We start from the raw sequence: 14,867 nt of genomic DNA, 5'->3' as shown, positions 1-14,867 counted from the left end.
CAATGATTTAAAGGAGGAAAACATGATAAGACAAAGATTTAAATCCCTTTCATTCGTACTTCTTTTGGTTTTGATGACGACGCTCAGTGGATGTGGAACCAGTGGGCAGACCGGCGGTACGGAACAGGAGCACAGACTCGTGGTGGATTTAGCCAATGAGCCGGCTACCCTGGACCCCGGCCTGCAATACAATACAGACAGTTATACTGTTTACCGCAATATCTTTGACAACTTGCTCCGGCGTGACTCCAAGACCTTGGAAATACAGCCCTGGGTTGCGGAGTCTTGGAAACAGGAAAATGAGAACACCTGGACCTTTGCAATCCGCAGCGACATAAAATTTCAAAATGGAGCCCCCCTGACGGCGCAGGACGTTGCGTTCAGCATCCGGAGAATATTGGATAAAGACTTTAAGAGTCCGCAATATGCCAATTACAGTCAGATCACTGAAGTCAATGCTTCAGGGAACGTGGTGACAATCACGACGGATGGACCGAGTCCCTCGCTTTTGGCGCAGCTTGTCAATCTAAGCATCGTGCCGGAAAAGTATGTGAAGGAAAGCGGCAATGAAAACTTTAATCTTCATCCGATCGGAAGTGGCGCTTACAAATTCAGTGACTGGCAAAAGGGGGTCGAAATTAATCTGGAGACTAACCCGGATTATTGGCAAGGCAAGCCAAGTATTTCCGGTGTTCGCTTCCGTTTCGTATCTAATCCGGCAAGTCGGATCGCGGACCTTCAGTCTGGGCAGGCCGATATTGCTTTAGCCTTAAATGCCGACGATATTGAAGTGCTTAAATCAAACAATGATCTGCAGACTCTGTCCGTCGCAACCGAGCGCGTTGCTTATTTAGCTTTAAATTGCCTGGGAGATTCCCCGACCAAATCCGTCAATGTGAGGCAAGCGATCGCTTACGGAATAAATTATGAATCGATCATCAGCTCGTTGTTAAAAGGATACGGCAAACCCGTAAAAGAAGTATTGACACCTTTATCCTTTGGTTATGACGACACGGTTGAGGGATACACCTATAATCCGGAAAAGGCGAAACAATTATTGAAAGACGCCGGTCTGGAAAAAATTACTATAGAATTTCCCACTTCCCCTGCCTATGACCAGCGCATTATTCAAGCCATTCAGGGGGACCTGAGCAAAGTCGGCATCGATGTTAAAATCGTCAACTCCGATCAGGCGACATACTTAAAAAAAGTACAGGATCCTGCACATAACTGGGGAGGAATCCGCTTCGGCATCTGGTCGAGCGGAACCATGGACGCCCATGGAACGATACTCCCGCTTTTCCGAACGGGAACGGTCTGGAGCAGTTATTCCAATAAGGAATTTGACGCTGCTGTCACTGCCGCAGGTAAAACAACCGATACCGCAGTCCGCTTGGAAAACTATAAAAAAGCTTTCGCGATCCTGCAGGAGGAAGTTCCGGGCATCGGTCTCTGGCAGGCCTACAATATCAGCGCCGCTTCGAAGCATCTTCAATGGCAGCCCGACGCCCAGGAGAATTTCTTTGTCCGGGATATGAAGTGGACGAACTAGTTTGGGCGTAAGCAAACCAGGAGCCTTTTGAAGCAGCTGATCCGTCGTGGGAGGGAGGGAAGCTCATGGCATATATAGGACGAAGAATTGTCCAAGCTTTGATATCGATATTGGGAATTGCCACGATTGTCTTTTTTTCACTGCATCTTTCTGGAGATCCGGTTCTGCTGATGGTTCCCCCCGATGCCAGCGCAAACGATATCGAGGTGCTCAGACATGCGCTTGGGCTTGACCAGCCACTGGGTGTTCAGTATATCGATTATCTTAAAAATTTATTTACGGGTGATCTTGGGCGGTCCTACATCCAGAGCCGGCCGGTCGCGGAGATTATCCTGCAGCGGTTTCCCTACACAATCCAGTTGGCCGCATGCGCGCTTTTTCTTTCGGTAGCGGTCGGAATTCCGGTGGGCATGTTAAGCGCTATTTACCGCGGCAAATGGGTGGAAAAAATATTGATGCCGCTCATTCTGATCGGGCAGAGCATGCCGGCATTTTGGACGGGAATCCTGCTGATCATGCTGGTCAGTGTTCATTGGCATTGGCTTCCTTCTTCAGGGGTCGGCGGGTTTAAATCCCTGATTATGCCGTCCGTCACGCTGGCTTCCCTTTCCATGGCCACCCTGGCCCGGATGACCAGGTCGAGTTTTCTCGAGCAGCTGGGTCAAGACTATGTCAGAACCGCCCGTTCCAAGGGGGCGGGAGTGATAAGACTGATTGGGCGGCATATTCTGCGAAACGCGGCCATCCCCATTATTACGCTTGTGGGCATGGAAACAGCGAATTTGTTGGGCGGCGCCGTGATAACGGAGACGATCTTTGCCTGGCCCGGGCTGGGCCAACTGATGATTCAGGCCATCAATGCCCGGGATTTTCCCTTGGTGCAGGCGATCGTACTGTTTATATCGGTTATTTACATTGTGATTAACCTGATTACGGATTTGGTGTATGTGATGGTAGATCCGCGAATCAAGTTGGGGAAAGAGGCCTCGTCATGATCTTAAAACTTAAGCCGGAGAAGAAGAAACTGCCGGCTGCAATCCGCAATAATCGTAAGCCTTTGATCCTGAAAAGCAATGCTGCCCAGATGGTTCCTTTTATTCTGATTATTGCCGTATTTATCATCGTTGCACTTTTTCCGGGGTGGTTTGCCAATCATGCTCCGAATATCACCGACCTGACCCAGAGATTAATGCCCCCGGGTTACAGAAGCGCGGACGGATCTCTTAATCTGCTTGGCACGGACGAATTGGGCCGGGATGTTTTTACCCGCCTGCTCTATGGAACCAGGGTGTCACTTTCGGTTTCCGTGGCGGCTGTGCTGATTTCCGGAATCACGGGAGGACTATTGGGGATCCTTGCGGGGTATTACCGCAACAAACTTGGTACGGTTATCATGCGGTTTGCCGACATTGTTTTGTCCATTCCTTTTTTTCTGCTGGCGATTTTGACTGTTGCCGTCCTAGGACCCAGTCTTTTGAACATGATCATCGTGCTGGGAATAGCGCGCTGGCCCAGGTATGTCAGGGTTGCCCAAGGTAAGACACTGACGACCGTCAACCAGGATTTTGTGAAGGCGGCGGAGGTGATGGGCGCCGGAACGGGAAGGATTTTAATCCGTCACATTCTGCCCGAGATTGTGCCGTCTCTGGTGGTTGTCGCCACGATCGAAATGGGTTTAATGATCATTTTTGAGGCGTCCTTATCTTTTATCGGACTGGGGGTTCAGCCGCCCGATCCGAGCTGGGGCTCGATGCTTACCTCCGGGCAGCAATACGTATCTCAGGCCTGGTGGCTCGCCACATTCCCCGGATGCGCGATCTTTTTGGTTGTGATCGCGATTAACCAGATTGGGGATTTGATCAGAGACGCCTTGGATCCTAAAGTGCAATGAAGGAGCTGATGACCAATGAACTATGATCAGGAATTCGCGGGGAAACATGTTGTGATCACAGGGGCGGCCGGGATTTTTGGCTCCTGGATCGCCAAAGCCTTTGCCGGTCAGGGAGCAAGCCTGTGTTTATCAGACATACGGGAGGACAAACTGAAGGAATTGATCCGCGATCCATTGTTTAAAAACACGGAATTTATTGTCCACCGGACAGATTTGTCGGAACCAAACTCGGTTGCCGATTTATGTGCTGTTATCGAAAAAGAATGGTCTGCGCCGGACATCCTGATCAACAACGCCGGACTGTATCACAGGCAGATTCTTATGGATATGCCGCCCCGGGCTTGGGAAGAGTTCATGGCCGTAAATCTGACGGCGCCCTTCCTGCTGACCCAAAATCTGACAAAGCTGATGATCCAGGGGAAAATCCCCGGTTCAGTCATCAATATTATTTCCGGCGCTGCTTTCAGCGTGCAGGTTGGCGGAGGTCCTTATTCCGTATCCAAGGCGGCCCTGGCGATGTTAACCCGCGCCTTTGCTTTGGAATTGGCGCCTCATGGCATAAGAGTGAATTCGGTAGCGCCCGGGTTTGCTCCGGGCAGCGAGGTCAGCCATTTGACGGATGATTATGTGAGCAAAATGGTGGAGAGCATTCCTCTGGGACGGACCTCCGGACCAGAGGACGCGCCTCAGGCTGTTTTATTCCTATGCTCTGCGGCGGCCGCCTTTATTACCGGCGCAACCTTAACGGTTGACGGCGGAAGGACGGCCGGAACCTATAAAAGAAATCACGGGCTTGGAAAGTGAAGGAGGCAGAGGAATGGACGATTTGACCTATCAATGGCCGGATGGCAAAAAAATTGCGGTAAGCATCAGCTTTGACTTCGACGGTGAAAGCCCCTACCTTTGGAAAACCCATAAGACCCGGCCCAGTACCCTTGGTGAACTTGAGCAGCGGAGGTTTGGGCCGCGCCAGGGGATTTACCGCATTCTTGAAATGCTTTCCAGATGGGAACAGCCCGCGACTTTTTTTGTGCCGGGTTTTATTGCGGATAAATACCCCCAGGCGGTAGAGAAAATAGCGGAACAAGGACATGAAATTGCCCTGCACGGGTATTTGCATGAACGGGTAGATGAATTGAATGAAGAAGAAATCGAAGAGACGGTGATCAGGGCCAAAGCGTCCCTCGGGAAATTCACCGGCCCAAAAGACCTGGGCTACCGCTCGCCGTCCTGGGAAATGACCGAGGCGGCCTTTAAGGTTTTGCAGCGGCACCATGTTTTATATGACAGCTCTTTAATGGGCTATGATCATCCCTATTGGGTCGATGGTCTTCCGGAAATCCCGGTTCAGTGGCTGCTGGACGACGCTATTTTTTACCGCTATACAGCCAGCGGAAGCAGCAGCTGTCCTCCGCAAAATCCGGCGAATGTCATCGATCTCTGGAAGCAGGAGTTTAACGGGATGAAGCGTTTTGGCGGACTTTTCCTGATTACCATGCATCCCTGGATGAGCGGCCGCGCTTCCAGGCTCGATGCCTTAGAGCAGTTGATCTCCCATTTAAAGCGCGATCCGGCCGTTTGGTGGGGAACTTGTGCGGATATTGCCGCTTATCACTCCGTCAAGTATGCTGATCGCTTCCGGGAGAAAATTGTGTTTGATTTTGGATAAGCTGTTTGGCCATTCGAAATAGACGAGGGGGACGACCTTTGATGGCGCAGGGAAACTTGGAATACAGCGACGTTGCCGGGGTTGCTATGGAAAAAGAAAACCCCGATGTGGTCTTGGATATCAATAATTTATCGGTAGCATTTCAGAAGCGGGACCGGCAAATAAAGGCCCTGCACAATATCAACCTCAAAATCAACCGCCGGGAGATCGTCGGTCTGGTAGGGGAAAGCGGCTGCGGCAAAAGTCTTACCTCTTTATCCGTAATGCGGTTATTGCCGGAAGGGGCGGGGATCATCGGCGGGGATATTAAAATCGACGGGATATCCATTCCTGCTATTTCTGAAGAAGCGATGCGCAAGATCCGGGGCGGCTCAATTTCGATGATCTTTCAGGAACCGATGACGTCCCTGAATCCGCTTATCCAGATCGGCCGTCAAATTGAAGAATCTCTGCTGCTGCACCGGAAGCTTTCCTCACGTCCGGAAATCCATGGGCGGATAATCGACCTGCTGAATTCAGTGGGCATTTCCGATCCGGAAATACGGTACCGCCAATTTCCCTTCGAGTTTTCGGGCGGGATGCGGCAGCGCGTAATGATTGCCCTGGCCTTGGCCTGCAATCCTAAAGTCATTATTGCGGATGAACCGACGACGGCTTTGGATGTGACCATTCAAGCCCAAATTCTCAATCTCCTGAAACAGATTCGGGATGATTACCATACCGCCATCTTATTGATTACGCACAACATGGGCGTGATCGCAGATGTAGCCGACCGGGTAGCCGTCATGTATGCCGGTCGGATCGTGGAGATTGCTTCAGTTGACGATCTTTTCCTGGAGCCCCTTCACCCTTATACCGTCGGCTTGCTGAAGAGTATTCCGGATTTGGCCGGCGATCGCACGCGGGAGCTGCAGATGATCCCGGGGAGCGTGCCCGACTTGAACAACTTGCCTCCGGGCTGCGCCTTTCACACCCGGTGCCCATATGCGGCCGATATTTGCAGAAGCAAGTCGCCGGTATTGGCGGGCGGCGCCCGCAATCATGATGTAGCCTGTTGGAACCCGATGAGTAGGAGAGAGTGCTGATGAATATTGGAACGGAAACAGCGGGCAAGACCCCGCTGCTCGCAGTAAAAAACTTAACCAAATATTATCATACGAAGCCGTTTTTCGGTCACAGCAAGGTCATCAAAGCGGTCGACGGCGTCAGTTTTGAACTGCAGGCCGGGAAAACTATGGGCTTGGTCGGTGAAAGCGGGTGCGGCAAATCTACGGTCGGAAAGACGATCTTAAATCTGGACCGTCTCACCTCGGGCAGCATTGTTTTTGACGGACAGGAGATTACGCATTTAAACCGGGACGAGCTCAGGAAAACGCGGCGCAATCTTCAGCTGATCTTTCAGGATCCCTATTCTTCGCTTAACGCCAGGATGAAAGTTGCGGAGATATTGGCGGAGCCCTTTAAAATCCACCGGTTGTACCGCGGGGCAGAATTGCGGGCGCAGGTTGAGCAGTTGCTGGATCTGGTGGGTCTCCCGCCGAGCTCGGCGCAAAAGTACCCGCATGAATTTTCCGGGGGGCAGAGGCAGCGGATTGTGATTGCCCGCGCGATCGCCCTGCGGCCTCGCTTTGTCGTGTGCGATGAACCGGTTTCCGCTCTGGACGTTTCCGTTCAGTCCCAGATAATCAACCTGTTCAGCAGTCTGCAGAAAGAATTGGGTCTGACGTACTTATTTATTTCGCACGATTTATCTGTTGTGCGCTATGTGAGCGATGAAGTCGGAGTCATGTATTTAGGGAAATTGGTTGAGCTGGGTCAAGTGGACAGGATATATTCCAATGCGCTGCATCCTTATACTCAGGCGCTCATGAGCTCGATCCCTGTTCCCCATCCGCGGCTCCAGCGCAGCCGCGAGAAAATCATATTGGCCGGTGATTTGCCGAGCCCCCTCAATCCGCCGCAAGGCTGCCATTTTCACACCCGGTGCAATTTCTGCGAGGAGCAGTGCCGGCAGGAGGAACCCCGGTGGCGGGAGATCGAACCCCGGCACTGGGTGGCCTGCCATCTGGTGAAAAGCAAAACAGTAAAAAGCAAAACGGAAGGGAGAGAAGCGTGATGGCTGCAGAACTGCCTGGCCTGGAAGCGCTCCGCCTTCCCGGCGCGCCGCAAGTCAATCCCCGTCAACCGGAATGGGTGGTATTGGCCCGCTCTCGAATCGATGCGGAGAAAGACAGTTATCCCAGTGAATTAATCCTGCTCAACTTAAAAAGCGGGGAGCAGGCTGTCCTGCAGGACCAGACGACCGGGGAACCCTATGGGGGGCATAGTCCGAAATGGTCTGAGGATGGCGAAAAAATCGCTTTTTTAAGCAATCAGAACGGTGTGAATGAATTATGGCTTTATCGCTTTGCCGCGGGCACGGCGCAATGCCTTGTCCCCGGGGTGCAGGTCAAAGACTATGCGTGGAGCCCTCAGGGCGACAAAATTGCCTACATAACGCGGGAGCAAAACCGGGACAGCGTTTGCTTCCAGGTGCGCCGCCTGCGCTATAAGCTGGATGGGGAGGGGATACCCAACGGCTTCGATCATGTTTATCTGGTTGATGTGGAAACGGCGAAGCTTACCCGGATTTCCACTGCCGCGTCCGACCACCGGTGTCCGGTTTTCTCCGCCGATGGCCGGCGTCTTGCTTATGTGGTGGAATTTTCGGATGGGGATGATCTGGAGAAGCAGCCGCAAATCGAGATTGCGGATTTGGCCCAGGGACAGCGTTCTTCCCTGAGTCCGGGCGCAAAATCCATTTCAGCGCTTTTGTGGGTCAACGATAAATTTTATGGCGCAGGTAAAAAAACGACGGAAAACAGCGTGGAGTTCGATAAGCTTTTTGTTTTTGAAGAAAGAAAAGGGCTCCGATGGCTGGCGGTAAATCTGGACGTTCCCGTGGGGTACTGGGTTTTGAGCGATGTAAGGCGAACCGGGCTTAACGCCGCCGTTCAGATCAGCGAGGACGAGCGGCAAATTTTCTTTGCCGGAACCAGGGAAGGCAGGCAGCTCGTCTTCAGACTGCGTCTGGATACGCTGGAATGCCGGGAAGTTCCCTTGGCGGCCAATGTTATCGCCTTTGATCTCATCTCCTGCGAGGAAAAAGGGTGCGAAATCGTCTACCTGGCGGATTCGTTCAAGCAGCCGGCGGAAGTGTATACCGGCTTCTGGGACTTGCAAAATTCCGTGCGCCCGGAACAATTGACCCGTTGGAATGATAACCCGGTGTTGGTTTGGCCGGAAGTGGAAATCAAGGCTTATGCATATACTTCTCAGGACCAAATCATCACCCGCGGCTGGACAATGACTCCCCGAAGTCCGGGCAGCAAGCCGGTTTTGGGATCAGTGCTGGTTATTCACGGGGGTCCGCACCTGAGTTTTGGCGATACCTTCTTTTATGATTTTCTTTATTTATGCAGCTTAGGCTTCCGGGTTATCTTTGGCAATCCGCGGGGAAGTTCGGGCTATGGGCAGAGCTTCTCCCGGGCGATTGTCGGTGAATGGGGAAATAAAGACGCCGGCGATGTCCTGGGGTTCCTGGATACCGTCGGCCGGGAGGAAAAAATAACCGGTCCGCTGTTCCTGATGGGCGGCAGCTACGGGGGCTATCTGGTCAACTGGCTGATCGCACACGATCACCGTTTCCAAGCCGCCATTTCCGAGCGCACCGTCTGCAATCTGTACAGCAAATTCGGCAACAGCGACTTAGGCTTCAGCATCAATAAAGCGGAACTGGGCGGGGGTGAGCTGTGGACGGATGAAGAGCTGCTCATGGAGCGCTCGCCAATCCGGTACGCGCCGCAGGTTTCGACGCCGGTTCTTTTACTGCATGGTGAGAACGACCAGCGTTGTCCGATTGAACAATCTGAACAATGGTTTAACGCCCTGCGCCGCTTGGGCAAAGAGGTTGAGTTTATCCGCTTTCCCGGCGCGTCGCATGCTATGGCGGCTACGGGCAGACCACAGCAGAGGCGGGCCCGCTTGAAGGCGATCGCGGACTGGTTGGAAAGCCATTGATAAGGAGGGGGGGCGGCGGCTCGTGAGTGAAATCTTCAATGGGGAAAATAATCATCTGGACCTGATGCTTAAGGACCTTGAGGCTTTGGTAAATTTGGATTCACCCAGCAACAATAAAGGGCTGACGGATAAAGCGGTGCATTACGCGGCTGAGCGGTTCCGGGAATTAACGGGCGGCGCGGTGGAATTCATAGCCCAAAGGGACTTTGGCGATCATGCTAAAATGCAGGTCGGCTCTGGGCCGGGGCAAATTCTTGTTCTGGGCCATGCCGACACCGTCTGGCCGGAAGGGGAAGCGCAAAAAAGGCCCTTTTATATCGCAGGCGGCCGGGCTTTTGGACCGGGGGTCTTTGATATGAAATGCGGCCTGGTTCAGGGCTTGTATGCCATCGGCAGTTTGGTTAAGCGCGATGTGGTGCGGAAAAAAATCGTGTTTCTGGTGAATACGGACGAGGAAGTTGGCAGCCCGACTTCCCGGGAATGGATTGAAAAGGAAGCGCGTCAAAGCGACGCGGTGTTTGTGCTCGAACCTGCTTTAGGGCCCGAGGGAAAGCTAAAGACCACGCGCAAAGGGGTCGCGCGTTATAAACTTGAGATTCAAGGGATCCCCGCTCATTCCGGTATTGACCACAGCAAAGGGCGAAGCGCCATTGAAGAGCTGGCCCATCAGGTCATCTACCTGCATGGGCTGACCGACTACACACTTGGCTCGACCGTTAACGTCGGTGTAATCAGCGGTGGCACGGGTCCTAACGTCGTTAGCGGGAAGGCATATGCCGAAGTGGATTTGCGTTTCCAATCCCTGAGGGAGGCGGAGCGTCTGACCGGTTTGGTTCGGCATTTAAAACCTCATCTCGAGGGGACGACGATTCAGGCCAGCGGTGCGATCAAGAGGCCGCCCATGGAAGCGGAGACCAGCAAGATACTGCTTGCCAGGGCCCAAGACATTGCCCAAAAGCTTGGTTTTTCGCTGGCAGGAGCCGGTACCGGGGGCGCCAGCGACGGGTGTTTTACGGCGGCCCTGGGTATTCCGACGCTGGATGGTCTCGGCGCAGTAGGGGAAGGGGCCCATTCCCTGCAGGAATTCGTTTCAATCAGTCATATTCTCCAACGCTCAAACTTGTTAGCCTGTCTGATCGGGGAGAGCATGGTCAGTACTTGAGCGCTTTTCAAGCAGCGTAAATCCTCAAATCAGATTCAATCCGTTGGTGGAACGCAGCTTATTCAGGTAGTTATAGATGGTGAATTTGGAGACACCAAGCACGGCCGCCACGTAGTCAACAGCGCCTTTAATGAGAAAGGCTCCCTTATTCTCCAAAATTCCCACCAGCCGCACTTTATCATCGGTGGACATCGTAGCCGGTTGCTTGCCGAGGATTTCGACGGCCTGGCTGACTAAGGATTCGATCGTCTCCTGGACCGTGGTGGCAAAGGTTTCCTGCTTCTCGTCATTTGCCCCCCGGATTTGCGAGAAATCTTCCAGAATGGCTTTGAAATTCAACATCTCTGTCAGGTCATAGTTCAGACAAAGTGAGGCAAAAATTTCTCCCTTATCGTCCCGGATGAAAATTGTCGAGGACTTCATAACGCGGCCGTTTTTCGTCACGGTTTTATAACCGATGATATCTTGGGCACTGTTTCCTTCCTGGCGCAGCGCTTTGACGACAAGGTCGGTAATCGGCATACCGGGTTCCCGTTTCGTTAAATTACCGGCTACGTAAACCACGGAATGTTCCAAATCCCTCAGGTCGTGCACGACGACCTCACTGTTGCGTCCGTATGTTTCAGCAAGCCCCCGGGCGATTGCTTTCAGGTTTTCCAGCAGGATCTCTTTCGTATCCAAGTGTAATTCATTCCTCTCTAATAGCCATATAGCCATGAAACCCTATTTGTCGTTGAAACTCCTTAAATAATTATACAATTTAATTTTTGTGATCTCAACGCTTCGAAGGGACTGTCTGATCAACCGGACTCATGAATTAAAATTTTATTGTAATACATAAAATAAAATTGTATGATAGATAAAATAAATTAGAAAATAGGGAAAGGTATCCAAGTAAATGAGAAATACACCAAGGTGAGTGATAGAAAACTCAAGGTAAATGAGAGAAAATGACCAAACTGCCTCGGCCAATGCTGAGAGTCTATCGCTAAATGAGGTCTGATTATGAGCATCTTTGAAATCATTATGCTGGTTTGTTTCGGTGCGGCATGGCCCTTTTCCATTTATAAAGCTTATACTTCACGGTCCATTAAGGGTAAAAGCGCATCTTTCCTGATCGTCATCCTCATCGGATATGCTGCGGGGATTCTGAATAAAATTTACTATCGGTATGATGAGGTTGTATATTTATACTTGCTCAATTTTATCATGGTATCGACAGATCTTCTGATTTACTTCCGCAATCGCTGGCTTAACGGCAAGGAAGACCCTCGGAAGCTAAAGGTTTACAGCGCTGAAAAAGACAAATAACCAATCAAATAAAGAAATTTAGGAGGGCCAAAATGCCAATAAGCTATTTAACCCATTTGAAATGTCCGAAATGCGGAAAAACCTACGATGCGGATAAAGTAACACAGTTATGCCTTTGCGGCAGTCCATTGCTTGCACAGTATGATCTGGAGTCTGCCCGAAAAGCCTTGAAAAAAAGCGATCTGGCAAACCGTGAACCGAGTCTTTGGCGTTACCGTGAAATTTTACCCGTGAAAGACGATAAGAATATTGTCTCCTTGGGCGAAGGAATGACGCCCATCATTCCCTTGAAAACAATTGGGCCCAAGCTTGGTCTGAATAACCTTTATTTAAAAGACGAAGGAATTATTCCGACGGGGACCTTTAAAGCCCGCGGGGCGGCCGTCGGAGTATCCAGGGCGAAGGAAGTGGGGATTAAAGCCCTGGCCATGCCGACCAACGGTAACGCAGGTGCCGCTTGGTCTATTTATACCGCTCGTGCCGGAATCAAATGCATCATCGTAATGCCTGAAGACGCTCCGGAAATCACGCGCAACGAATGCGCGATAACCGGCGCTGACCTCTACCTTGTCAATGGTCTGATCAGTGACGCCGGCAAGATTGTTGGCCGGGCCGTGGCCAAACACAGTATTTTTGATGCGTCCACATTAAAAGAGCCTTATAGAATTGAAGGAAAAAAGACGATGGGTCTGGAAATTGCGGAGCAGTTCAACTGGGAAGTCCCTGATGTTATTCTTTACCCGACGGGAGGGGGCGTAGGAATCATCGGAATTTACAAAGCGCTTAAGGAACTGCAGAGCATGGGATGGATCGGTGAAAAGATGCCCAGGCTTGTAGCGGTTCAGGCCACAGGCTGCGCTCCGATCGTTAAAGCTTGGGAAGAGAAAAAGGAAGCTTCCGTGTTCTGGGAAAATGCCAAAACTATCGCTTTTGGGATTACGGTTCCCAAAGCACTCGGCGATTTCTTAGTTTTACAGGCTGTATATGAGACGAATGGCTGTGCAATCGCCGTCGCAGACGATGAAATCCTGAAGGCTCAGGTTGATCTGGCGGCAGCTGAAGGCGCTTTTGTCTGCCCAGAAGGGGCGGCCTGCTTAGCTGCTGCATCCAAATTAAGAGAGCAGGGCTGGATTGGTGCAGATGAGAAAGTTGTTATACTCAACACGGGTACGGGATTAAAATACCCCGACACCGTGCAGGTAGAATTGCCTGTATTGAAGCCTGAGGAAGATGTTAAAATTTGATTTACTGAATACCAAGACGGTCTTCAAAGCATCTTGAAGCACCGGAGAAAAGTTAACTCCTGCCTTTTCAGCACATTTAACCAGCTTGGAATGGTCAGGTTTTTTCTTCTTGTTCGACGATCATTTGCTTTGCGGTAAGCATCAAAACTCAATATCAAGGGACAGATTTATTGACAGTATCCTTGCTTTAATCCCGCAAATACTTTATAATCATTATGAAATTATATACATTATAAAGATAGTATTGGATTGCTTAAGGACGCTTTTCCGGGAAACAGAGGTATAATATTAATATTGTTATTGGTTAATAATTATATAAGGAGGGAATTTTATCAGACGATGTTTAATTATTTTAGCTGGATAAAGGAACAATTTAAAGAGACCAAGACAGCTGTTTTGGCCGTTATTTTCACGGTGGCCCGTATTATTTACGGCTGGGCCTGGCTGCAAGCCGGATGGGGAAAAGCAACGACGGGTTGGCTGAATTTCCAGGGAGGACACGCGTCCAAATTGATTGATACGATGGCGGCCAACATGCTTCCGCCAAAAGCACATGGTTTCGACCCTTTATACATCAATAAATTGTGGGCCTGGGTTGCGGGCCATATCTTCAACAGTGTGCCCGGACTAACTGATTTCTTTGTTCCTCTTTGTGAAATGGCCATTGGCATTTTAATGATTCTGGGCTTCAGATTATTCTGGACTGCGCTGCTCGGACTTTTTTTGAATGTCCAGTTCATTGCTTCTGGATCTGCGAACAACTTCGGCTATATCTGGACGAATATTATTATAATGAACCTTGCTAAATACGGTGAAATGATCGGCTTGAGCGGCTACTGCGACTACCGTAAGGGAAGAAAGGCCGGAAGAGCTCCGGTTTCCAGAACTCAGACAGCAAAATAAATCATATCAACAAAGAAACCGCTGTTTACGAACTTTCCGTCCGTAAGCAGCGGTTTCTTTGTCTCAGGAAAAAAGATACAGCAGCCTGACAAGGTAGGATTAAAATGAAAGAACGATTGAAATTGCAGATGACTCATACCAGAATTGCGATCGGACTGAACTTTTTAGGTTGACAACTCAGTGCAATTTGTGCATAATATTCAAGGTAACAGACAAAGGAATTCACAGGTTCTGTCAGAAAATGGTCAGAGTCCTGGGGATTAAAGCGATTGAGGGCAAAGACGAAGGTAGTATTGTTCAGGGCCCTCTGCTCTGGCTGTTATTTGAAAATCTGCCGGATTCAGCGGCGGAATTGAGTTGTGCCTGTAGCTCAGCTGGATAGAGCATCTGCCTTCTAAGCAGAACGTCGGGAGTTCGAATCTCTCCAGGCACGCCATATATTATGGTGGATGTGGCGAAGTGGCTAACGCACCGGATTGTGGCTCCGGCATTCGTGGGTTCGATCCCCATCATTCACCCCAAAGAAAACAAACTTCATCGAAGATGAAGTTTTCTTTTTTTGAATGATGGGGATCGAACGGGCGGAAAAGAAAATGCGACCAAAGGGAGCAATTTCCCGCCCCGGCATGAAAGCGGAGCCGGAGGCGAAGCGGAGTGATCCCCATCATTCACCCCAAAGAAAACAAACTTCATCGAAGATGAAGTTTGTTTTCTTTGAAATTTTAAATAAAATGTATCAAATTGCTTTTATCATTTTGATGAGAACAATAACTTGTGGATTATTTCATGTAAAGGTCATTATGAAGATTGATTGATTGATTGATTGATGTGTGCTGCTCAAACGCATTTTTTTTGACCTAACTTCCCTGAATGGGCTGCTGACAAAGTAGTATTTGTCAGCAGTTTTTTTATTTTTCGGAGGCTGTTCCTCATTCAGTAAAGATAGAATGAACCCCATGAATTTTTGGATCATGGGGTTCTCTTTTTAAAACGATAAGACTCAAACGTTTGCGTGAATTTACAGCAAAAAACTATTGACAGGGAGATGATTTTATTGCACAATAATACTCACTAAA

Annotated in this window: 13 protein-coding genes and 2 tRNA genes; 14 read left to right on the top strand and 1 reads right to left on the bottom strand. The window is 50.2% G+C overall.

Going from position 1 to position 14,867, the window contains the following annotated elements; genetic code table 11:
* Positions 1–22: 22 nt before the first annotated feature.
* The 9 genes from SGLY_RS12875 to SGLY_RS12835 all read left to right on the top strand — a co-directional run bounded on the left by SGLY_RS12875 (position 23) and on the right by SGLY_RS12835 (position 10,333).
* Entirely contained in the window at positions 23–1,552 is a 1,530-nt protein-coding gene (locus SGLY_RS12875) for an ABC transporter substrate-binding protein (RefSeq protein WP_013625707.1), read from the top strand.
* A 65-nt stretch (positions 1,553–1,617) separates the two neighbouring features.
* Complete coding sequence (locus SGLY_RS12870; protein ID WP_013625706.1) at positions 1,618–2,547, top strand: ABC transporter permease; 930 nt, start codon at positions 1,618–1,620, stop codon at positions 2,545–2,547.
* On the top strand, positions 2,544–3,443 hold the full coding sequence (locus tag SGLY_RS12865) for an ABC transporter permease (RefSeq protein WP_013625705.1): 900 nt from the start codon (positions 2,544–2,546) through the stop codon (positions 3,441–3,443). The genes SGLY_RS12870 and SGLY_RS12865 overlap by 4 nt, the downstream gene beginning before the upstream one ends.
* A gap of 15 nt (positions 3,444–3,458) precedes the next feature.
* Positions 3,459–4,247 carry an SDR family NAD(P)-dependent oxidoreductase gene (locus SGLY_RS12860; protein WP_013625704.1) on the top strand — a complete coding sequence of 263 codons (789 nt, stop codon included), beginning with the start codon at positions 3,459–3,461 and terminating at the stop codon, positions 4,245–4,247.
* A 13-nt stretch (positions 4,248–4,260) separates the two neighbouring features.
* Positions 4,261–5,112 (top strand): polysaccharide deacetylase family protein, encoded by an 852-nt coding sequence (locus tag SGLY_RS12855; RefSeq protein WP_013625703.1) that lies wholly within the window; start codon positions 4,261–4,263, stop codon positions 5,110–5,112.
* Between the two features lie 41 nt (positions 5,113–5,153).
* Positions 5,154–6,197, top strand: a complete 1,044-nt coding sequence (locus SGLY_RS12850) for an ABC transporter ATP-binding protein (RefSeq protein WP_013625702.1) — start codon at positions 5,154–5,156, stop codon at positions 6,195–6,197.
* Complete coding sequence (locus tag SGLY_RS12845; protein ID WP_013625701.1) at positions 6,197–7,228, top strand: ABC transporter ATP-binding protein; 1,032 nt, start codon at positions 6,197–6,199, stop codon at positions 7,226–7,228. The genes SGLY_RS12850 and SGLY_RS12845 overlap by 1 nt, the downstream gene beginning before the upstream one ends.
* On the top strand, positions 7,138–9,171 hold the full coding sequence (locus SGLY_RS12840) for a S9 family peptidase (RefSeq protein WP_169312026.1): 2,034 nt from the start codon (positions 7,138–7,140) through the stop codon (positions 9,169–9,171). Before SGLY_RS12845 ends, SGLY_RS12840 begins: the two co-directional genes overlap by 91 nt.
* Before the next feature lie 22 nt (positions 9,172–9,193).
* On the top strand, positions 9,194–10,333 hold the full coding sequence (locus SGLY_RS12835; protein ID WP_013625699.1) for a M20 family metallopeptidase: 1,140 nt from the start codon (positions 9,194–9,196) through the stop codon (positions 10,331–10,333).
* Positions 10,334–10,357: 24 nt separating this feature from the next.
* On the opposite strand, the gene SGLY_RS12830 is transcribed toward SGLY_RS12835, so the two are convergent.
* On the bottom strand, positions 10,358–11,014 hold the full coding sequence (locus SGLY_RS12830) for a helix-turn-helix transcriptional regulator (protein ID WP_041444813.1): 657 nt from the start codon (positions 11,012–11,014) through the stop codon (positions 10,358–10,360).
* Positions 11,015–11,338: 324 nt separating this feature from the next.
* Here SGLY_RS12830 and SGLY_RS12825 point away from each other — a divergent pair, with 324 nt between their 5' ends.
* The 5 genes from SGLY_RS12825 to SGLY_RS12805 all read left to right on the top strand — a co-directional run bounded on the left by SGLY_RS12825 (position 11,339) and on the right by SGLY_RS12805 (position 14,312).
* Complete coding sequence (locus tag SGLY_RS12825) at positions 11,339–11,644, top strand: hypothetical protein (protein WP_013625697.1); 306 nt, start codon at positions 11,339–11,341, stop codon at positions 11,642–11,644.
* A gap of 38 nt (positions 11,645–11,682) precedes the next feature.
* Complete coding sequence (locus SGLY_RS12820) at positions 11,683–12,888, top strand: threonine synthase (RefSeq protein WP_041445407.1); 1,206 nt, start codon at positions 11,683–11,685, stop codon at positions 12,886–12,888.
* A 339-nt stretch (positions 12,889–13,227) separates the two neighbouring features.
* Positions 13,228–13,791 carry a DoxX family membrane protein gene (locus tag SGLY_RS12815; RefSeq protein WP_013625695.1) on the top strand — a complete coding sequence of 188 codons (564 nt, stop codon included), beginning with the start codon at positions 13,228–13,230 and terminating at the stop codon, positions 13,789–13,791.
* 359 nt (positions 13,792–14,150) lie between these two features.
* Positions 14,151–14,227 (top strand) — tRNA-Arg (locus SGLY_RS12810).
* Between the two features lie 9 nt (positions 14,228–14,236).
* Positions 14,237–14,312: transfer RNA gene (locus tag SGLY_RS12805), tRNA-His, on the top strand.
* The last annotated feature ends 555 nt before the right edge of the window (positions 14,313–14,867 follow it).

The sequence above is a fragment of the Syntrophobotulus glycolicus DSM 8271 genome, from assembly GCF_000190635.1.
Taxonomy (GTDB): Bacteria; Bacillota; Desulfitobacteriia; order Desulfitobacteriales; family Syntrophobotulaceae; genus Syntrophobotulus; species Syntrophobotulus glycolicus.
This window is presented reverse-complemented; position numbering and strand designations above follow the sequence as displayed.